This is a genomic window from Methanosarcina acetivorans C2A, from assembly GCF_000007345.1.
In the GTDB taxonomy this organism is placed as follows: domain Archaea; phylum Halobacteriota; class Methanosarcinia; order Methanosarcinales; family Methanosarcinaceae; genus Methanosarcina; species Methanosarcina acetivorans.
In genome coordinates, this window is sequence record NC_003552.1 from 2005885 (window position 1) to 2026768 (window position 20884).

Sequence of the window (20884 nt, forward strand, 5' to 3'; positions counted from 1 at the left end):
GATTAGAAAGGGTGAAATGATGTCGTATATCGGTTTACAGCAGGATTCTGGAGAATATAAGATCCAAAAGATACATGCTCGGGAGATCCTGGACTCAAGGGGAAATCCCACAATTGAAGTAGATGTGTTTACACCAAAGGGATTTGGCAGAGCAAGTGTCCCTTCAGGAGCTTCGACGGGTACGAATGAAGCCCTAGAACTGCGTGATGCGGACCCCAACAGATACGGTGGAAAAGGAGTTCTGACTGCGGTCAAGAACGTAAATACCATTATCCAGAAGGAATTGCTTGGACTTGATGTGCGAAACCAGCGGGAAATCGATGAGCTGATGATCGAGCTCGACGAAACCGAAAACAAATCAAACCTTGGAGCCAACTCCATTCTTGGTGTCTCCATGGCGGTTGCAAAAGCCGCAGCTGATTCCCTTAACATGCCCCTTTACCGCTACTTCGGCGGGTCTAACGCTTTTACCCTTCCGGTACCTACAATGAATGTCCTGAATGGAGGCAAACATGCAGGAAACGAGCTTGCAATTCAGGAATTCATGATCCAGCCCAAAGGTGCAGAAACCTTCTACGAAGCCCTTCAGATCGGGGCAGAGATCTACCATGTACTTGGGAAGTACCTGGAGAAAAAATACGGACGCTCTTCTACAAATGTAGGCTATGAAGGCGGGTATGCGCCCAAAATGAGCGAGTCTACAGAAGCTCTTGACGCCCTCGTACAGGCAATTGAAGAAGCAGGCTATACCGAATCCGAAGTTACAATAGGGCTTGACGCCGCAGCAACCGAGTTCTACGAAGAAGAGTTCTATAATATTGACGGAAAGAAACTGGCTGCTCCGGAACTGCTTGACTACTATGTGGAGCTTGTAAACTCCTACCCCATCCTTTCTATCGAGGATCCCTTCTACGAAGAAGCCTTCGAGGACTTTGAAGCCCTGACCAACGAACTCTGGGACACGATCATTGTGGGGGACGACCTCTTTGTCACAAACATCGAAAGGCTCTCCAGAGGCGTGGACATGGGAGCTGCAAATGCCCTTCTCCTCAAAGTCAACCAGATAGGCTCAATCTCCGAAGCCTTCGATGCCGCAAGCATGGCTTCCAGAAACGGTTACACCGTAATTGTAAGCCACCGCTCTGCCGAAACCGAAGATACCACCATCTCAGATCTCGCAGTTGCCATAGGTGCAGAAATGATCAAGACCGGTGCCCCGGCCCGTGGCGAGAGGACTGCAAAATATAACCAGCTTCTCAGAATTGAAGAAGATCTCGGTGAAGTTGCACATTACGTGCAGCTCTAACCCTTTTTTTGATTAACTTTTTACCTCTTTTCTGTACTTTTTTGAACCTTTGTTTTTTAGTTTCTTGTTCCTTTATTTCTTAGTCCCGCCGTTTTAGTTTCATTTGAGCTTTTAGTTTAATTTTTCATTGGCCCCTGATTTCATCACCTCATGATTTTCATTTACTCCTTGTTTTTTGAGTCTCTTTACATTTTCTGATTTCTGCTATTTTGTTGGAACCAGTTGATCTTTCCCCGGACGACCGGAATGATATACACCTGCCTTTCCGGTCCCGCTTTGAAAACTTGCCGGAGCCTTCCCTGTTGATGAAAGCCAATACAAAAATAGCCCCTTGCAAGTTAATAACTCCTTTTAATCCCTGAAACCTCATTTAAGCTTACAGATACATATCAGCGCCCTCACCAGCTTGTTCGGTGGCCCTGAAAAAAAGAAGAAAGAAATAGAAGGAAAAAAGATAGAAGAACGGCTGTAAAAGAGTCTTTTCAGTTATTGCTTTTATTTGTAGCTTTTTTTCCTTTCGACTTATCCTATTTTGTTGATAATAGGGCAGCAGAATCCTGAATCACAATTTGAAATACGTAACTCGGATAAGGCTCGATTCGAGGAATTTTCTTTCCTGTATCAGAAACAGCTTTATAATCAGCCCTCCAAGAATGAATAAGAGTCTGAAAATCTAAACTGTCAGAATGGTTTAGATGGACTTAAAAGTCTTGAAAGCCCGAACATACTTAAAAGTTAAATTTCTCAAAGATTTGAAATGCTATGTCGATCGGAATTCCCTGAAAATTTAAAAGGTTTGGGCCGTCTTAAAATTCCTAAAATTTGGGTGGATCCGGGAGTTTATCCAGATGTATGAACTGAAAATCGCTTTGAGGCAGGTACTATCCAGAAAAAAGCAGACCCTTTTTGCAATACTTGCCGTTGCTCTGGCGGTTGCAGTGATCACGGTGATGATGGCAATGCTTTCGGGTTTTCAGGATGAACTTGTAAGCTCAAGCATAGAAAATAATCCCCATATTGTCATCACTCCTCAGGATGAGAAAGAAGAGTTCATACATCTCTACAGGCATACGTCCGCCCTAATTGCCGAAAAGGAAGGAGTTATAGCCGTATCCCCTAAATATCTGGGCCAGGTGGCACTGGAATACAGGGACAATGCTGAGGGAGTTTCTCTTCAGGGAGTTGACCCTGTGGCTGAAGAGAATGTGATGAGAGTGAGTGAGGATGTTGTAGAGGGGGATTTCATGACCCTTGTCCACACAAGGGACGGGATTCTGCTCGGGGATAAGCTTGCGGAAAACCTTGAGGTCCATGTGGGGGACAGGGTGGATGCCGTTTTTCCGGGCTCGAAAACAACTTCGTTCAAGGTGATCGGGCTTATCCATACCGGCACTTCTGCAGACGAGGTGACAGCCTATGCAAGGCTAGATTCGGTACAGGACTTTTTTGACGAGCCCGGCGTTGTGAGCAACATCGGAGTCCGGGTTGCAGACCCCTACCAGGCTGAGGCTATTGCAGCCTCAATTGAAGAAGAAACCGGGCTTGATGCCGTAAGCTGGAGCGAAGCAAATGCTGAAATTCTCAACCTCCTTGATACGCAGATGGTCTTTGTAAATATTTTCTATCTCCTGATTTACGGGATTGCAGGCTTTGGGATTGCAAATACCCTTATTACCATCGTTGCCCAGAGGACAAGGGAAATCGGCATCCTGAAAGCGATGGGAGCTTCTCAAAAAAGCATAATGGTTGTCTTTCTTTTCCAGTCCCTGGTTCTCGGAGCCATAGGTCTGGTGCTCGGCATCATTCTAGGGTACATTGTGACCATTGCACTGCAGAATTATGAAATCGAAGTCCCTCAGGAAATGTATTTCGGGCTTCAGACCCTGCCTCTTGAAGTAAAGCCTCTTAATTTTGTATATGCTGCATTTTTTGCTTTCATAGTCAATATAATCTCAGGTATCTACCCTGCAAGGAAAGCTGCAAAACTCGATCCTGTAAAAGCTATTGAAAGCGCCTGAATAGAGCCGGGTTCTCATTTATAACAGGTTCTTATTTTTGACAGTTGTCCTTTTTAGCAAGTTCTGAAATCCCTTTCAGCATTTTTGTTTTTTCTGTCTATTCTGTTTTAAGATTCTGTTTTAAGATTCTGTTTTAAAATTCTGTTTTAAGATTCTGTTTTAAGATTCTGTTTTAAGATTCCGTTTTAAAATTCTGTTTTAAAATTCTGTTTTCAAATAACTCCTATCATTTCCAGCCCTACGTAGACCATCAGAAGTACAAAAAAGTGTTTTAAATATTCCGGGTTTACCAGATGACCGATTTCTGCTCCTGTTCTTGCTGCAAGAAGCCCGGGGACTACAAGTAAAATCCAGTTCAGGAGATTGATATAGCCAAGAGAATAAGGAGGAAGCCCGGCCTGCCCCCAGCCGTTGATAATATATCCGACTGACCCTCCGAAAGAGGTAAAAAGCATAATTGCCGCCGAGGTCCCGACAGCTTTTCTCATGTCGAAATGCAGGAGAATCAGCATGACCGGAATCCCGACTACTCCTCCCCCAATTCCAAGAAGTCCTGAAAAAAAACCTATGAGGATGCCGCCAAAGATATAAAATACCGGATTGGTTCGAATTTTCTCTTTTTCCTTTACAGCCGACGTGGTATAAGTTTTCAGGGCTCCAAGTATGATCACTACCCCGAAAATTGTACTCAAGGTTGAGGCCGGCAGATAGGAAGCTACTGCTGCTCCCCCGAAACTGGAAATTAAGCCGGAAACTCCCATAATCAGAGCCGGTTTCCAGAGCACTGCCTGTTTTTTGTGATATTTGTGGGTAACAATTATGGCATTTATCAGGATCACAAAGAGGCTTGTCCCGAGAGCCGCCCTTAGAGCCAGGTCCGGGTCCATTCCGGTTTCCTGCAAAAGCCAGTACTGGACAGGAGACATAATAAAGCCTCCCCCTATGCCCAGAAGCCCTGAGATAATGCCTGCAAAGGCACCTGTAAAAATGAGAACGCCAAGATAAAGGGGGTCTGTAGGAGTCATTTCCATTTTAGTATTTTGTTTTTATTTCCTGATTTTTTACTGATTTTTCCTGGTTTAAACGTATATTTCCGGCTTTTCCGGCTGTTTACTACATAAAACTGCGAGTTTATTCAAGTTAACAGTATCGTACTGAAAATATGCAGGGCTGCCACTGATGGTAATATGGAAAAATCCGGAACTAGCAGAAAGGTTGTACTTGAAAGGATAAATCATGGCTTAAAAAGGTAACTGTTTTTCTTAAATAATTTGCCCCTGAAGTAGCCTGTCTTGCTGTCTGCATACCTGCACATTTACAAGCGACCCTTCTCACCTCTTGCTTACCTTTTGCTTACCTCTAACCCTTTCCCTGCGTAACTAATATTTAAAATGAGTTATAAGTTATTAGCCAGAAGCAGGTTTACAAACAATTTACCGAACCGTATTTATAAACTATTACCACAACCGGGCTAATGAGGCGCTATTATGATCAAAATCGAGTTACACGGCACATACAACCTTTATTATGCGATTCTTGGAATGCGAAATCCCATGAATTCCTGGCACCTGATGGACAGCAGCGAGCCTGATCAGGCAGGGAACTGCAAACTTGGGGAAAAGGACCTGAACCTGGCCCAGCGCCTGACCCTTGCAGGAAACGAACACGGCAAGTTTCTGCGGTTCATCACGGTCTGCTTTGACCTCTCAGCTCCCCTCTACTGGTGGAAAGAGTTTGATACCTACAAATTTACCGAAAAGAACTCAACCTCAACAATGCACAAGCTAACCAGCAAGGACCTTGCTCCCCATGACTTTTCCTTTGATACGATGACGGAATACAGGCATGCCCAGATCCGGCATCTCAACGACCTGATCAAAGCCTACAAATCCCGAGAAGGTGACAGCGAAGAGGATAATGCATACCGGAAAGCCGTTTTCAGGGAACTCGTCCAGGACCTCCCGAGCGCTTACATGCAGAAAAGGACAGTCATCACCAACTACGCCGAACTCCGGAACATCTACTTCCAGCGCCGCCACCACAAACTTGACGAGTGGCGGGACTTCTGTGACTGGATGAAAAAGGAACTCCCGTATGCCGAAGAACTGATCTGCGTGGAGAAGAAGGAGTAAGGTTGAGGATATTTTTTAGTAGTAAACCCGTCAAACCGGGGCATAAATGTTTTCAGAACCCCGGACTCTCACCGGTCGTGCAGCCACGACCGGCCTTTCCCTAATTTTAAATGAAAAAATGAAAATTTGTATTATCCCTCTTATTTTATGGGACTTTTGCTTAAATACTGTCGAATTTTCCCGTGTTTTTAATGAGGCTTTTTTAAAAGTTTGAAATGTGGTTCTTGATTTGTGGCGCTTGCTGTTGCTATTCTGGATTATATGGGTGTAATTTTTCCGGTTAATTCCAGGGGATAAAGATAAAAAACGCAAACATTATAGGGTTTCAGAGTGTATCCTCAGTTTCTTTCCCTTCACTTCTGTAAATAATCCGGGATAGAAAGGATGCAAAGCATGACCGAACTTGAAAAAACAGTTACTTTAGGGCGAGGTGTGGTCCTTGCAATTCTTATGGTTATAGGTTCAGGGCTCCTTGGCCTGCCAGGACTGGTGGCGGACTCAGGGACAGCGCAGGAAGTGGTTTTCGGCTGGCTCCTGATCATTCTGGCTGCAATGCCTCTTATTCAGATCTGCGCAGGACTGGGAAAGAAATTCCCCTGCTCAGGGGGCCTTTTCCATTATGCCCGCGAGGCTGTGGGAGAGTGGGGAGAGTATGCAGTAACAGCCCTCGTCTGTGGGTCCTTTATCCTGGGAGAGCCCGCAGTTGCTCTTATTGGCGGAGAATACCTGCAGCACCTCTTTAAGCTGTCTGATTTCGGAGTGCATTTACTAGCTTTTCTCCTGATTACGGTTATGACTCTTATCACGGTTGCCGGGGTCAGACTTGTCTCTTTTTTCAATTATGCAGCCGTAGCTATACTGCTTTTCCTGATTGCTGCCCTCACTTTCTATAACTTCAATTTCTTTACCTCAGGGCTAGGATTTTCGGTACAGGCTCTCTTTGAAGGGGCATCAGACCTTGCAGGCTTCAGTGCCGGAGCTCCCGATCCTTACAATGTCTGGAAAATTTCCGCTCTTCTCTTCTGGGCTTTTCTGGGCTGGGAGAATATGTCCTTTGGCCTGGGCGAACTCCAGAACCCGGAAAAAAACGTCAAAAGGGTTTTCTGGCTCAGTTTCGGGCTTACAATCTTCATTTACCTGATGCTGGCAGTCACAAGTATAGGAGCTGATGCGGCCGGAATTCCCCTCCCCGGAGCGTCAGGGCTTGTGGAGCTTGTTAAGTTCACCCCTCCGGGAAACCTGCTCATCTGGCTGATGGCAGTAGTTGTCGTTGCTAATGTACCCTGCTGGAACTTTGCTTCAAGCCGGCTTATCTATGCATCAGGAAAAGAAAATGTGCTCCCTGCTTACCTGGGAAAACTCTCGGAGCGCGGATAGCCAATGGCAAGCATCCTGAGTATGTATACGGCTTTCCTGCTTGTGCTCCTGGGGACTTATGTGTTTAAAGTTCCGGTTTCTTTCATGCTCGTCAACCAGAACTTTCTCTTTCTCTACGGCTTTGTCCTGATTTCTTACTGGAAGACCGAAACAGGCCGGAGACGCTGGATATATTCGGGACTTTCCCTCCTGTCTCTTTCCTTCCTGGTTTCAGGGTTTAGCTGGAGGATTCTCTACTCAGTTGCCCTTACAGGAATCGGGTATTATGGGTTTGTCAGGAAGACTGCGAGGCAGAAAGGTCAGGAGGAAAAAACTGCTTACAAGGCTTACTCGGATCTATAAGGCTTACTCAGATCTTTAACTTCAAACCTTTAAACCCACCTTTAAAAGCGATCTTTAAAACGGCCTTTAAATTTTAACTTTAAACTCAATACAAACCTGAATCTGTAAATTTAGGTATATCCAAAGCTGGAAAGGTTATTTTTGAGTGATAAACTCCTTCCCTGAAAAATCCTCTTCTCTAACTCAGCCCTTTCATTTACTTCTCTTATTTTTTGCTTTTTTGGGTGACTAACTGGATTGCAGGCTAAAGATAACAGGCTATGGATCGCAGGTTATAGATAGAAAAATAACCTTATGTTAATTAAGAAAATGTAATTTTAGGGAGTAGAGGGTCAAAACGTTTTGTGGGGATCATTGTGATGAATCAAAATATCACTAGTACGGATGAAGCAAAAGAAGCATCTGTAGCCGAACTCCTGGAGAAACTATCTTCAAGTGAAAGAGGGCTTACCGATTCGGAGGCAAAAGAGAGGCTTCAAAAATACGGGCCCAATGAAATCACGGAAAAGAAGGCCAGTGCACTTGTCAAGTTTTTGAGCTATTTTTGGGGACCTATTCCCTGGATGATCGAAATTGCAGTCGTCCTGTCGGGAATCCTGCATCGGTGGGATGATTTTGCAATTATTCTTGCGCTGCTGCTGCTGAATGTAACTGTGGGCTTCTGGCAGGAACACAAAGCCGATAATGCTATTGAATTATTGAAGCAGAAACTGGCTTTGAAAGCAAGGGTACTCCGCGACAACAAATGGCTTGAAATATCCGCAGGTGAAATGGTACCCGGAGATGTAATTCGACTCCGGCTGGGAGATATTTGCCCTGCAGATGTCAAACTTATTACAGGAGATTACCTGCTTGTCGATGAATCCGCATTAACAGGGGAATCTCTCCCTGTGGAAAAGCATGTGTCCGATATTGCATACTCGGGTTCGGTTATCCGGCAGGGGGAAATGGATGCGCTGGTAGTTGCAACCGGCATGAACACCTTCTTTGGGAAAACTGCGAGGCTGGTAGAAGAGGCTAAAACCCAAAGCCATTTCCAGAAGGCTGTCATCAAAATCGGAGACTACCTTATTGTTTTTGCCCTTGTCCTTGTTGCCTTTACTTTCCTTGTGGTGCTCTTCCGTCATGAAAGCCTGCTTGAATTTTTCCAGTTTGCGCTTGTCCTGCTCGTAGCAGCAATTCCGGCCGCCCTGCCTGCAGTTCTATCGGTAAGCATGGCAGTAGGCGCAGTTACCCTGGCCAGGGATGGGGCTATCGTAAGTAAGCTTGCGGCTGTCGAAGAAATGGCAGGAATGGATATCCTGTGTTCGGATAAGACCGGGACCATTACCAAAAACGAACTTGTTCTGACCGAAATAAACCCTTTTCAGAATTTTTCCGAAAACGATGTGCTTCTCTTTGCCAGCCTGGCTTCGAGGGAAGAGGACAGGGACCCGATTGATGACGCAGTTCTCGCCAGAACAAAAACCCTTAAGGATTTTTCAGAAATCGCCGGAAGCTACAGGGTACTTTCGTTCAAGCCGTTTGACCCGGTTTCAAAACGGACGGAAGCCGAAGTAGAGGACTCGGCTGGCAACAGGTTCCTGGTAACAAAAGGGGCGCCTCAGGCAGTTTCGGCTCTCATGGACAGTGAAGTTGCCGTGACCAGTAAAGTTACCACAGATAGTAAAGTTACCACAGATGACAGTGAGAATACAGCAGGGTCCCAGATTGAGGAATACGTTGAAGAGTTTGCATCCAGGGGATACCGGGCTCTGGGAGTTGGCCGGACCGATGCTCAGGGAAGCTGGCATTTTGCAGGGCTTCTTGCCCTCTACGATCCTCCCCGTGACGATTCTGCAGAGACCATCCGGACTGCACAGGATATGGGCGTGGACGTAAAAATGATTACAGGCGACCATCTCGCTATTGCAAAGGAGATTTCCAGGCAGGTAAACTTAAAGCAGGACATCATGCTTCCCACGTCCTTTCTGGATGCACCTGACCGAAATGCAGAAGAAATAGTTGAAACAGCGGATGGTTTTGCCCAGGTGTTCCCGGAACATAAGTACCATATCGTGGAATTGCTACAGCACAGGGGTCATATCATAGGCATGACCGGAGATGGAGTTAATGACGCTCCAGCCCTGAAAAAGGCCGATGCAGGTATTGCTGTTGCCGGAGCTACGGACGCAGCCAAGTCCGCTGCCGACATCGTGCTGACGAAGCCCGGGCTTTCTACAATTGTCAATGCGCTCAAGGAGAGCCGTAAGATATTCCAGCGGATGAATAATTATGCCCTGTACCGTATTACCGAAACGATTCGAGTCCTGCTTTTCATAACCTCTTCAATCCTTGCGTTTAAGTTCTATCCCGTTACTTCTCTGATGATAGTTTTGCTGGCGCTTCTGAATGATGCTCCAATAATGACTATTGCTTATGACAATGTCAAATACTCCGATCTGCCGGAAAAATGGGACATGCGAATTTTGCTGAGTATGGCAACCCTTCTTGGAGTTATAGGAGTTATCAGTTCATTCGGGATCCTTTACATAGGCCTCCATATTTTCCAGCTTTCCCATGAAGTCCTCCAGTCTTTCATATACCTGAAACTTTCCGTAGCAGGTCATTTAACAATATTTGTGGCAAGGACAAAAAGCTACTTCTGGTCAGTAAAACCGGCCAAAATCTTATTCGCAGCAGTAATAATTACACAAATTATTGCCACACTCATAACCGTGTACGGGTTCCTGCTTCCTGCAATGGGATGGAAACTTGCCTTTTTCGTCTGGGGATATGCGTTGACAGCCTTCGTTATAACAGATTTTATCAAAGTCCAGGCTTACAGGTTGCTGAACCATACCGGAATAAAGTTTCATGTATGAAATGGGCTGGAGTTTTTTCGGAATCTTCCGAAGAATCTTTTAGAGAGAAACTTTTAAATTCCTTGCCTCATCAAAATAATCCAATAGTTTCCAGGCAAATTATAATAAATACAGGAGCCTGACAAGATGTCATTGATAAGTGTTAAAGACGCACCCGGAAAAGGTAGAGGCGTATTTGCACAGAGAAATTTGAAAAAAGGTGAAGTAATAGAAACCTGTCCCGTTATCGTTCTTCCACCCGAAGAAGTAAATACGCTTGAGCTTACCCAGCTTTATAATTACTATTTCGCATGGGGAACAGACTCAAGAGCAGCAGCAATTGCCCTTGGCTACGGATCTCTTTACAACCACTCATATACCCCTAACGCAGAATACCAGAAAGATTTCATTAACGGTCTTTTGAAATATGTTTGTATAAAAGACATCCGAAAAGATGAGGAAATCACCATAAACTATAACTGCGACCCTGAAGACAAAACCCCTGTCTGGTTTGATATTGCAAGCCAGAACTGATTTCCGGGTTTTGGATTCGGTAAAACAACTTTAAATACCTATAACTGTTTTACTTGTTACTTTTTACTTATTATTTGTTACTTTTTACTTTTTGGCACAAAATATATGGCTGCTTAATCCATAATAAGCTTAATATGCCTTAATAGCCTTAATAAGCCTTGATCTGCCTTCTACATACTCAATTCTTTTCGTCTTTGAATTTAATCTTCCAGTGGGTCCCGTCACAAAACTGCTTGTTTTTTGAAGCTCCGCAGCGGCAGAGTGTGTAATGCTCTTTTGATTGCGGAACCGAACCGTCAGGGGAACATAACCCTCGATATTTCCGACAACTTTATAAAAACTATCCTTGCAAACGATAATTGCAGGAGGACGCGGGTAGTCCCTGTACAGCACCCCATCCCTGGAATAGCTCAGGGCTCCGGATGGGCAGCTCCTGATTATTTTCTCAATTTCCTCAGGGTTTGCAGCTTCCGGGTCGATCCAGGGTTTTTTCCCCTTCTTAAAAACGGAAGATGCTCCTTTAATGCAAAATTCGGCATGAGCGCAGACTCCTCTGTTGTCATGAATGATGATCTTTTTGCCTTTGTAATCTTTTACGTCATCAGGAACCCTATTTTCTTCCTTTTCTCCCGAAAAACCGATCTTTTCATGGGCTCCGTCGCAAAAAGGTTTGTTTTCTGACTTTCCACATCTGCAAAGAGCCATTATAGGTTTTGTTTCAATGGATTCGCCTTTTGAGTTCCTGAAATTTTTCAGATTCCTTACAAGATACGGACCGTTTTTTATGACCTTTATTGAAGGTTTCTTTTCTTCACTTTGTGAAACCATTTGTCCCCTCTCCTGTTATAAAATTAGCATTTTCGGCTTAAGTATTTGCCCCCGTTCTTGATAATGCATATCTGATTATGGATGCTAACCCGCTCTTTCCACGGTTAACTGCTCCGGTGTAAACTGAGCTGCTGTATGGTTGGAATACAGGAGGTATATTTGAAAAGAAACAGGGGTGTTGTTATTCGGGACCCGATATGTAAAGAAAAAAGAAGACAGAAGTTCAAAGAAAAATTGTAGAATCTGCCTGTGGGGCATAGGACTATGATTTTGAAGTGAAGAGTTTATTAGCAGGGTCAAGAAACCTGAAAGAGAAAAATAAACCAGAAGTGAGAACACTTCTTTTAAAAAAAGAATCTGCAGAAAAGAATCTGCAACTTTTCCTGCAATAAACAGGTTATTTCGTTTTAATTTTCATCCCTTTCAATTGTTAAACTTAAAGAGTTCAGGTTTTACCTGCGCATGTTAAGGGCAGGGGCTGACATGCCATCATAGGTACTTGCCATGTGTTCGGGCTTTACTTCCTGCATATCGGCACGCTGGGCACGGAGCATACTATCCACACGGAGCACCATTGCTGCAGCTTCGGATCCTGCCTTGATAGTGTTGACCTTTACCCTGAGGGGGTCAACAACGCCTTTTTCAAGCATATCTTCAGCAGCACCGGTCTGAATGTTCAAGCCGGCGTTTTTGTTTTCTGCATGCTTTGCACGGAGGTTGAGGATGGAGTCGATAGCATCCAGGCCTGCGTTTCTTGCAATTGTCCTTGGGATTTCTTCAAGAGCTTCGGCAAAAGCTGTGATCGCCGTCTGTTCACGCCCGCCTATGCTGGAAGCATAGGAACGGATGGAGAGTGCAACTTCCATTTCCGAGGCCCCGCCTCCGGCAACGACTTTGCCGTCTTCGACCACACATTTCACAACTCTAAGGGCATCATCAATTGCACGTTCCAGGTTGTCCACTACATGTTCGGTCCCGCCGCGCAGCACGATTGAGACCGACTTTGCACCCTTGCAGTCCCTGAGGTAGGTTTTGCCCTGGTCTTCGTCCCTGTCCTGCTCAAGGAGCCCTGCATGCCCGAGTTCTTTTTCCGTAAGTTCCTTGATATTCCGGACAGGTCTGCCTCCCGTAGCGTCAGCAAGGTGCTGCATATCATCAGTCTTCACCCTGCGGGTTGCGTAGATTCCCCTGCTCTGGAGGTACGCTGCGACCTTATCGTCCATGCCTTTTGAGCAGAAGACAGCATTTGCGCCTGCCCTGATAATGTAATCCGCCATCTCAAAGAGGGCAGCATCCTCCTGCTTCACGAAATTTTCAATCTCGCTTACAGTGCTGATTTGCAGCTTTGCCTTGTTTGCGGTCTTTCCGGTTTCCATAGGAGTATCAATAAGCGCGATATTGGGATTTACAATTTTTAGAGGGGAATTCTTATCGAGTGCAACCTTATCGATTACAACTCCTTCCACGAATTCCGTGTCCTCAACACGCCTGCCTACATCTTTTGTTAGGATGATGTGTTTAAGGTCGGCTTTTCCTCCCTCGTGAATCGCAAGCACAGCACTCACGCAGAGCTCTGCGACCAAACGGTTATATTTTTCAGAAGCCTTGCCAGTGATAGAGGTGCTTGCGGTTTTTACAAGCAGGTCTCGGTCTTCCTCGCCTGCGGAAACTGCCAGGTTCTCAAACATCTCAACAGCTTTCTCGGCTGCAAGTCTGTACCCTTTGACAACAACTGCAGGATGGACTCCCTTTTCAATAAGAGCCTCGGCTTTTTCCAGCAGGGCACCTGTGAACACGACCGCACTTGTTGTCCCGTCCCCGGCAGAATTTTCCAGAGACTGGGCAACTTCTACAATCATCTTGGCTGTAGGATGCTCGATGTCCATGTCATGTAAGATAGTGGCACCATCATTTGTGATGGTGATATCTCCCAGAGGATTCACAAGCATCTTGTCCATACCCCGGGGCCCAAGCGTACTCTTAACTATGGTTGCCACTGCTTTTGCAGCTGCAATATTCATGCTGAGTGCGTCTCTTCCCTTTGTTTGTTCTTTATTCGGATCTATTATGAAGATTGGCTGGCCACCTTTATCCATTTGAACAAAACCTCCTGAAAATACATAGTACGGATTGAAGGATAAATGATCGATAATTTGAGTTATTATCCGGCTTGCGGCTGCTTGCTCTCAGGTATCGGACCCGAGAACCCTGTTTTGAGCAATTTGTTAATCTTGCAAATTGTAATTGATCAGGAAATTACTGATAATACTTCTATAAAAATATACCGGTAAGACCTGCAGCTTTGCAAAAAGAACACTGGTTCCGCTTCCTGTTATGCTTGAGATGAAAAAGGCAGTAACCTGTGTCCTGCTTGCCACAGGAACCTGAAGGAAAATGTTTGCAGGAAGCACTTCTAAGAAAAACGTCTAAGAAAAACTTCTGCCTTAAACTCCTGCCTTTAATTTATTTGGAATCCTGTTTATTTCTGTCGGGTTATAATCTTTATAGCCCCGTCTTTATTCCCTATGTAAAGCTCGCTCACATTGCAAAAAATCCCATGCTCAACGACACCAGGGATTGAAGATAGTTGAAGGGCGAGCGCTTCAGGGTCTTTTATAACTCCAAATTCGACATCAAGGACAAAATTTCCATTGTCGGTTATTACGGGCCCGTCTTTTTTTACGGCAGACCTGAGCTGGGGTTTTCCGCCCAGTTCCCGGATCTTTTTTACCACAGGTTCTTTTGCAAAAGGCAGGACTTCCACAGGTACGAGTTTATCAAGCTGCTTGCTCGTTTTCGACTCGTCGGCTACAACCACAAACCGTCTTGCAGAAACGGAAACGATCTTTTCCCTTGTATGAGCCGCTCCTCCTCCCTTAATCGCACGGAGTTCGGAATCTATCTGGTCAGCCCCGTCAATGGCAAGGTCCAGTTCCGGATGCTGGGCAAGGGTCGTCAGCCTGATTCCGGCCTCTATTGCAAGCATCTCGGACTGATAAGAGGTAACGACTCCCAGGATATCGAGCCCCTCCTCCCTCACCCTGCGCCCAAGTTCTTTTATTGTGTATGCAACGGTTGAACCTGTCCCGAGTCCTACAAGCATCCCGGAGCTGACAAGCCCTGCTGCAGCAATTCCTGCCGCCCTTTTTTCTGGAGAATCAGTAGAAGTATTTCTTTCCGTCATGTTATGTTCCGCCTTTCATCTCTAAAAAAGGAAAAATATTTTTCAAAAACATGATGTCCTTTCAAGCTTAAAAGAAAAAAATGGGAGGATCAGGGAGAAAGTCTTCTCCTGTCCCTCGGGAAGAGTACCGTGTCTCTGATGTTCTCAGTTCCGAGCATTGTCATGACAAAACGCTCACAGCCCATTCCCCAGCCTGCATGAGGGGGCATTCCGTATTCGAAGGCTTTAAGGTAGAACTCAAAACCGTCAGGGTTCAGGCCCTGGGACTCGATCCTGCTCTTGAGCAGCTCAGAAATGTGAATCCGCTGAGCTCCCGAGGAAAGCTCCATTGTGCGGTGCATCATATCAAAGGACTTGCTGAACTCAGGCCTGTCCTCATAAGGCATGGCATAAAAAGGTTTGATCTCTGTTGGCCAGTCGATGATGAAGTAGTGGGATTCGCCTGTTGTTTCGTATACATAATTTCCGACCGTGTGTTCACCGAGAGTGCCAAGGTCGTCTCCCCAGTGCATTTTCTCTTCACAACGGCTGTTTACTATCTCGATTACCTCGTCATATGTAAGTTTCAGGAAAGGAGTCTTCGGAACTTTCAACTCAACCCCGAGGATTTCAAGGGAAGCTTTGCAGTTCTCAATTACCCGGGTATAGATATGAGCAACCAGGTTTTCCAGAATTTCCATTACATCAAAGTGGTCGGCAAAGCTAACTTCCACATCGATAGAAGTGGCTTCGTTTAAGTGCCTGCGGGTATCGTGTTCCTCTGCCCTGAAGATGGGCCCGATTTCAAAGACCCTGTCAAAACCGCCGCCCATGAGGATTTGTTTGAAGAGCTGGGGGCTCTGGTTAAGGAAAGCTTCCCTGTCAAAATAGGTAATAGGGAAAAGGGCAGTTCCGCCTTCGGTTGCAGTCGCAACGACCTTGGGAGTTGCGGTCTCAATAAATTTATTCTTGACAAAATATTCCCTGATAGCCTGGAGAGCCTCGTGCCTTATCTTAAAAACCGCAGTTGTCTCGGCTCTTCTCAGGTCAATGAAACGGGAGTCAAGCCTTGTGTCCAGTTCGGCTTCAACCTTTCCGGTCGTGTCCATCGGGAGAGGGGAACCTGCAACGTTCAGCACCTTGATCTCTTCAGGAAGCAGTTCGTAGCCGTTCGGAGCTTTTTCTTCGAACTTGACAGAACCGGTTACGGAAATCACGGACTCGCGGATGAGCCTTCTTGCTGCATCAAAGAGTTCTTTGTCAATTTTTTTCTTTACAAGTGTAACCTGAGCCTTTCCTTCCCTGTCCCTGAGAACAACGAAACAGATCCCTCCGAGGTCTCTGACCTCATGGATCCAGCCTGCAAGGGTAATTTTCTGGCCGTTGTCAACACTTTCAGGTTTGACTTCGGCTGTATAATGCGTTCTGAGATTTGCTAAAGACATAAATTCACCTAATTCGGGGGTAAATTAAACGTAATTATGAGAATGAAGCTGAAACGTAGGTGAATAGTCATAACTCATTATTAATGTATTTGTTCCCCTAGTCCCGTCTCGCCCGAATTGCGCCTCGGGAGTACGCGGTCCTTTTCACTCGCTTCGCTCGCTCAAAAGGACTAATTTTTAGGATAGAGTTATAAGCTTCGCTCAAGAGGACTGATAATGGATTTCAGCTGTAACTTTGCTCAGAAAGCCAATTTGTAAATTATAGTAGTGACTCTATGAACCGGATAAAGGAAGAAGAAATATGGTAAAAACTTATTTACTGAGCTGAGATTCTAAATAGTTTTTACTTGGGAAGTAAAACCCTGATAAAGAAGTAGATAAAGGATAGAAGAGGAATATAATTTATAAAAATTGAGGTTTAAAGGGGAAAACAGAGTGAAAAAGGAAATAATAATTTTTCTGGTAATACTTGGTATGCTTTTTGTTGCGGGTTGTGCTGAAAATGGGGGGCCTGAAGACCCTGCCCCTTCTACACCTGTTGAAGAAACTGTTGAAGAAATGGATAATGGGGAAGTTTCCGGAGGAGAAGAAACTGTGACTGTACCCGAAGCTGAGCAGAATGAGACCGGTGCGAGTGAGATTATTGACGTTGAGATTCGGGACTATAAGTACATACCCGATAGTCTTACGGTTGATGTCGGGCAGACTGTGAGGTGGACAAACTACGATACCGTGCTCCACGACGTTGTAGGATCGGGTATCGAATCCGAATACCTTAAGCAGGGAGAGACTTTTACTTACACCTTCGAGCAGGAAGGGACGTATGATTATATCTGCACACTACACCCCTCGATGGAAGGAAAAGTAATTGTTGGAGCCTGAATAGCGAGAGCTACTCAAATGGGCTCAGTGAAATCAAAATTAGGGAACGATTGTTCCTATTCATCTTCTTTTGTTTATCCTTTCTGCAGCCGCGAAAATATCCTCTGGATCTGGCAGTAAATTACGCTCTAAACTTGTTTGACGGCTCTCAGAAGCTTATATATGGATAGATGTAGAGTTTTTATAGGGTCATAAATAACCCTATTATAAAGGAGTGTGACTGACAATGGGCGAAACAGATATTAGCGAGATCGATCCAGCGTGTAGAAGTGCACCAACCAAGACGATGAAAGAGGATGGGGTAACAAAAATACTCCATAGTATTGATTCCTTTGTAGCAACCGGGATAGTACCAAAGGAATGGAAACCAGACCTCACTTTTGAAGATGAAATAGTCTGGAAAGGGTGGCTCTATACCCTCCAGTACGAGGAAAACAAAAATGGTGAGATAACTAAACACTACGTTTGTCTGTATCCTAATGACTGAGGCTCTTTAGAGCCTCTAAAAAATCTGGTGTAAGGGAAATGAACATGCCAAAAGTACAGTCAAATCCAGAAACATCCCAGGTTGAGTTCCATTTTTTACTTTTCGGAGAACAGTTTAATATTTCCCTATTTTTTTAATTCATCCTCTTGCTATCGAATCATGCGTTATGAAAAATCCTCTCTGTGTGAGGACAATGTTTCATTTTTAAGGCGAACTTGATGAGTAAATCCTCAATTTTCGGTATTCTGGAAACAAGGTTTTGATATGTCGGAAAGGGTGAGCTGAAAGGTCATGTGAATGCAAGTCTTTTGGAGAGATTTTTACTTACAGACTCTTTTTTATAAACTCCGGAGCCTGAAAAAAGGAATTAAATTAGACTTTATTCGAAGTCCGAAAATATCTTTTTTTGAAAAAAATCTCTTTCTCAAGCCCTTATCCGCGCGCGCCCGGGAACTACACAAAAAGCAGGACTGAATATCCACGAGAATCTGATTCTATGGAGTTTTAGAGGAATATTCTACACGAATTTAAATTAAATAAATATTTATAAAGCTAGGAAAAGGATCAAGCTTAAACTCCAGCTTTTTTAATGATTTATAATTAGATTCTCAAAAATATGTATTTTTTTCAGATAACTATATATAATGGAACGAAAGTTCATTGGTTTGAATACAAATAAAATTATAAAAATTTCAGAGAAAAGAGGGAGTAAAAAATTATACAGATTGTACATCTTTCGGATATTCATTTTTCAGAAGCATACTTTGTCCCGGAAATTGCAGAATCCATGCTGCAGAAAATAAACCAGCTGGACCCGGACATAGTGGTAATTACCGGCGACCTGACAGAAAACGGGTTTTCAGCCGAATATGACGGGGTAAAGGAGTTTATTGACAAGATAGAATGTAAAGACAAGGTCCTTGTTCCCGGAAACCACGACTCCAAAAACGCAGGTTACCTGCACTTTGAAGATCTTTTCGAAAACAGGTTCCCCACCCGGAACCTGGGAAACGTAACTGTCGTAGGGGCCGATTCCTCACAGCCTGACCTTGATGAAGGGCATCTGGGAAGGGAAAACTACGGCTGGATCAAAGAAGCTTTTTCCGGGGAGAATTTCAAGGTCTTTGCCCTGCATCACCACCTCGTCCCGATCCCGCTTGCTGGGAGAGAAAACACCGTTCTTGTCGATGCAGGAGATGTCCTTGACCTCCTGAACCGCTGCAAGGTAAACCTTGTACTTTGCGGGCACTGCCACATTCCTCATGTCTGGAACCTGAATAACATGCTTGTCGTAAACGCAGGCACCTTCTGTTCATCCAAGACCAGAGGCAAAACCACACAGTGCTTTAACCTGATCCAGGCAGAAAATGGAGAGAACAACAACTGGAATGTCCGCGTTTCCAGGGTTTTTCCGCAGGGAAAGCTGGAACTGGTCACAGAAACCGTAATGTGAAGGTGCGTCAAAAATTTGATATTTCTTTATCGACGTATTCCTTTCTTTTTTATTTTTTAATCATACTCACTTCCCCTTAACCCGCCACCCGACCAACTTTTCCGTTTCAACCCTCTCAATCTCGTTTCTCTCAGCAAGGTCTTGCAGAATCTCAAGCAGCTCTTTTTCCCTGACCCCGATCTCATACCTGGTCTTAAATTCGGTTATTATCCGGGCGATATCGAGGGTTCTATCCCCGAGAATCTTTTCTGCAAAGCCCGCCAGATCCTCATAACGAGCCCAAGGATAAATTATCCAGCGCCACATGATAATTTTCTGGGCGTAAAAATCCGGGGTAAAGGAAGAACAGGTCTTGTGCTGGAGGACTGCAGTTTTGATCTCAGCGGGGTTCAGGCTCTGCGCATAAGCAACCGAAATGGAAAGGGTATCTCCCGTATCGGTTATGTCGTCTACGATAAGCACTTTCTTCCCGCTTATGTCTACAGGAATGGGATATTTGATTCGGGCTTCTGCTCCCATTTCCGCTCCCCGAGTATAGTGTTCGACTTTCATTGTCGTAAGCTCGTTAAAAAGCAAAAAGTCCGAAATAAGCCTCCCTGGGACAAAACCTCCTCTCCCTATAGCAATGATCAGGTCAGGCTTGTAGCCTGTGGCCTTGATTTTCCTGGCAAGAAGCCTGGAAAGACGGGAAACTTCCCCAAAGCTTATGAGCTCGCACCTGAAAGAACTCTTTTCTGCCGGAGAGCAGTTGAACTGCCGGGCTGCTTTTTCTTTTTCTCTGTCCAGATGAATCCCCTTCTGCTGGTATTACTGTTACAGGTGCCGCTTTTGAGAGCACTAATTCTCTTGCATCACTTTTGCAGGTGTCACTTTCTGCCTTTCTTACGTCCTCAGGTAAAACTTTGAAGTAAAAAGGAGCCTGTATCCTTCCCTTAGTCGGCATAAGCCCGGATACAAATTTATTCATTTACCGGGCTCCAGGAGGGAAAAAATGTAAAAAGAATACTTGAAATACATCTCCCGATTTTGACCCTCAAAGCATAATTTTACTGGAAAATATATAAGGTTACTTTTGCAAAGCAAAAAGTATTTTCTTCTGATTAATAGTTCTAACCAGACTCCGAATTGGTACTTTCAAGGTTCTGAAAACTTTAAATGCCAGAATAGACAGCCGGCCAAAAAATAAAAACATAAATGGACTGAAAAAACAGGAATGGACCCCAAAAACGATACAAAACGGCATTTTTATATACCTGCGCCTCACTACTAATTTTACCCACAAAAAGGATTTTTCTTGATAGTTTTTAAAGGAGGATAACAATTATGGACTTCAAAGCAATTCTTGCAATACTTGTATTCTGTACTCTTTACTACATCTATCACTTTTCATCCGGCGCCATAGCCTGAAGAAACCGCTAAAAAGGAGTAAAACAATGGATTTCAAAGCAATTCTTGCAGTACTTGTATTCTGTACTCTTTACTATATCTATCACTTTTCCGGTGGAGCTATAGCCTGAAAGGAAAAAAGAAGAGCAAGGGCAAGAACAACATTTATTTTCATATATTTAAACCTGGGATCTTTATGAAATAGCGGATACGATAGCGGAATGGGTGGGTGCCGCATCTGGACTTAAGAAATATTTTAATTTGTTTTTAAAAAATAACTGTTTCCGCCCGGAATTCAAAACTCCCAGAAAATTTCCGATTTCCTTTGACCTGAAGTACAATTCGTGTGTTGAATCGGGTGTTGAATCAAGACTCGGGAAAATAAAATCGGAGGTTCGGCTATGGAACTACGGAAAACCGTTTTTTTCTATTACTCAAGCGCCAAACAGGTAAGAATGGAAGACAGAAAAGAGAATAGCTGGACATATGGATTAATACAAAACATTATTTTACCTGGTTGTTTTACTGACGGTTCCAAAGAAAATGCTGGAAGAACGGAATCAACATACTTGAAAATTGATCTTATTACCTGAAAATATTTTAACCCGGAAGCCATAAATATAAAGTAAATTCGGGGAAGAAACAGAGGATAGGGGGATTGGTGAAATCAGCGATTTATTAAAAAAAA

17 protein-coding genes and 2 pseudogenes are annotated in these 20884 nt (G+C 44.4%); 11 read left to right on the top strand and 8 right to left on the bottom strand.

Annotation, left to right across the window (positions count from 1 at the left end; translation table 11 throughout):
• The first annotated feature begins 19 nt into the window (after positions 1–19).
• Both eno and MA_RS08680 read left to right on the top strand, forming a co-directional pair.
• A complete protein-coding gene (gene eno / locus MA_RS08670; RefSeq protein WP_048065179.1) occupies positions 20–1306 on the top strand; it encodes a phosphopyruvate hydratase in 1287 nt (428 codons plus the stop codon).
• Between the two features lie 848 nt (positions 1307–2154).
• Positions 2155–3324, top strand: coding sequence for an ABC transporter permease (locus MA_RS08680; protein ID WP_011021679.1), 1170 nt, complete (start codon positions 2155–2157; stop codon positions 3322–3324).
• 212 nt (positions 3325–3536) lie between these two features.
• Here MA_RS08680 and MA_RS08685 read toward each other — a convergent pair whose 3' ends face one another.
• The gene (locus tag MA_RS08685; RefSeq protein WP_048066246.1) at positions 3537–4349 is read right to left on the bottom strand and encodes a sulfite exporter TauE/SafE family protein; all 813 of its coding nucleotides are present in this window, start codon (positions 4347–4349) and stop codon (positions 3537–3539) included.
• Positions 4350–4811: 462 nt separating this feature from the next.
• Between MA_RS08685 and MA_RS08690 the strand changes: the two genes are divergently transcribed.
• From MA_RS08690 to MA_RS08705, 5 genes are all read left to right on the top strand, one after another.
• Positions 4812–5456: a hypothetical protein gene (locus MA_RS08690; RefSeq protein ID WP_011021681.1), complete on the top strand. Its 645-nt coding sequence runs from the start codon at positions 4812–4814 to the stop codon at positions 5454–5456.
• Positions 5457–5840: 384 nt separating this feature from the next.
• On the top strand, positions 5841–6833 hold the full coding sequence (locus MA_RS08695) for an APC family permease (RefSeq protein WP_226990801.1): 993 nt from the start codon (positions 5841–5843) through the stop codon (positions 6831–6833).
• 3 nt (positions 6834–6836) lie between these two features.
• Complete coding sequence (locus MA_RS28525) at positions 6837–7175, top strand: hypothetical protein (RefSeq protein ID WP_226990802.1); 339 nt, start codon at positions 6837–6839, stop codon at positions 7173–7175.
• 359 nt (positions 7176–7534) lie between these two features.
• Entirely contained in the window at positions 7535–10039 is a 2505-nt protein-coding gene (locus tag MA_RS08700) for a plasma-membrane proton-efflux P-type ATPase (protein WP_048065180.1), read from the top strand.
• 126 nt (positions 10040–10165) lie between these two features.
• On the top strand, positions 10166–10552 hold the full coding sequence (locus MA_RS08705; RefSeq protein ID WP_011021683.1) for an SET domain-containing protein: 387 nt from the start codon (positions 10166–10168) through the stop codon (positions 10550–10552).
• Between the two features lie 178 nt (positions 10553–10730).
• On the opposite strand, the pseudogene MA_RS28530 reads toward MA_RS08705, so the two are convergent.
• The 5 genes and pseudogenes from MA_RS28530 to aspS all read right to left on the bottom strand — a co-directional run.
• Positions 10731–10811 (bottom strand): annotated as a pseudogene (locus MA_RS28530) (CDGSH iron-sulfur domain-containing protein); the annotation flags it as partial.
• A gap of 200 nt (positions 10812–11011) precedes the next feature.
• Positions 11012–11380 (bottom strand): annotated as a pseudogene (locus tag MA_RS08710) (CDGSH iron-sulfur domain-containing protein); the annotation flags it as partial.
• A 452-nt stretch (positions 11381–11832) separates the two neighbouring features.
• On the bottom strand, positions 11833–13476 hold the full coding sequence (thsA, locus tag MA_RS08715) for a thermosome subunit alpha (RefSeq protein ID WP_011021686.1): 1644 nt from the start codon (positions 13474–13476) through the stop codon (positions 11833–11835).
• Between the two features lie 383 nt (positions 13477–13859).
• Complete coding sequence (gene rpiA / locus MA_RS08725) at positions 13860–14564, bottom strand: ribose 5-phosphate isomerase A (RefSeq protein WP_011021687.1); 705 nt, start codon at positions 14562–14564, stop codon at positions 13860–13862.
• Positions 14565–14653: 89 nt separating this feature from the next.
• Positions 14654–15988, bottom strand: a complete 1335-nt coding sequence (aspS, locus tag MA_RS08730) for an aspartate--tRNA(Asn) ligase (RefSeq protein WP_011021688.1) — start codon at positions 15986–15988, stop codon at positions 14654–14656.
• A 435-nt stretch (positions 15989–16423) separates the two neighbouring features.
• Between aspS and MA_RS08735 the strand changes: the two genes are divergently transcribed.
• The 3 genes from MA_RS08735 (at position 16424) to MA_RS08745 (ending at position 18810) form a co-directional block, all read left to right on the top strand.
• A complete protein-coding gene (locus tag MA_RS08735) occupies positions 16424–16870 on the top strand; it encodes a cupredoxin domain-containing protein (RefSeq protein WP_048066247.1) in 447 nt (148 codons plus the stop codon).
• Positions 16871–17096: 226 nt separating this feature from the next.
• Positions 17097–17357, top strand: a complete 261-nt coding sequence (locus MA_RS08740; RefSeq protein WP_048065182.1) for a hypothetical protein — start codon at positions 17097–17099, stop codon at positions 17355–17357.
• Positions 17358–18075: 718 nt separating this feature from the next.
• Entirely contained in the window at positions 18076–18810 is a 735-nt protein-coding gene (locus MA_RS08745; RefSeq protein WP_011021690.1) for a metallophosphoesterase family protein, read from the top strand.
• Positions 18811–18876: 66 nt separating this feature from the next.
• On the opposite strand, the gene MA_RS25245 is transcribed toward MA_RS08745, so the two are convergent.
• Positions 18877–19518 carry a phosphoribosyltransferase gene (locus MA_RS25245; protein ID WP_157860472.1) on the bottom strand — a complete coding sequence of 214 codons (642 nt, stop codon included), beginning with the start codon at positions 19516–19518 and terminating at the stop codon, positions 18877–18879.
• Positions 19445–19777, bottom strand: a complete 333-nt coding sequence (locus tag MA_RS26705; protein ID WP_048065184.1) for a hypothetical protein — start codon at positions 19775–19777, stop codon at positions 19445–19447. The genes MA_RS25245 and MA_RS26705 overlap by 74 nt, the downstream gene beginning before the upstream one ends.
• Before the next feature lie 820 nt (positions 19778–20597).
• On the opposite strand from MA_RS26705, the gene MA_RS08760 reads away from it, so the two are divergent.
• Positions 20598–20789: a hypothetical protein gene (locus tag MA_RS08760; RefSeq protein WP_048065185.1), complete on the top strand. Its 192-nt coding sequence runs from the start codon at positions 20598–20600 to the stop codon at positions 20787–20789.
• Positions 20790–20884: the final 95 nt, after the last annotated feature.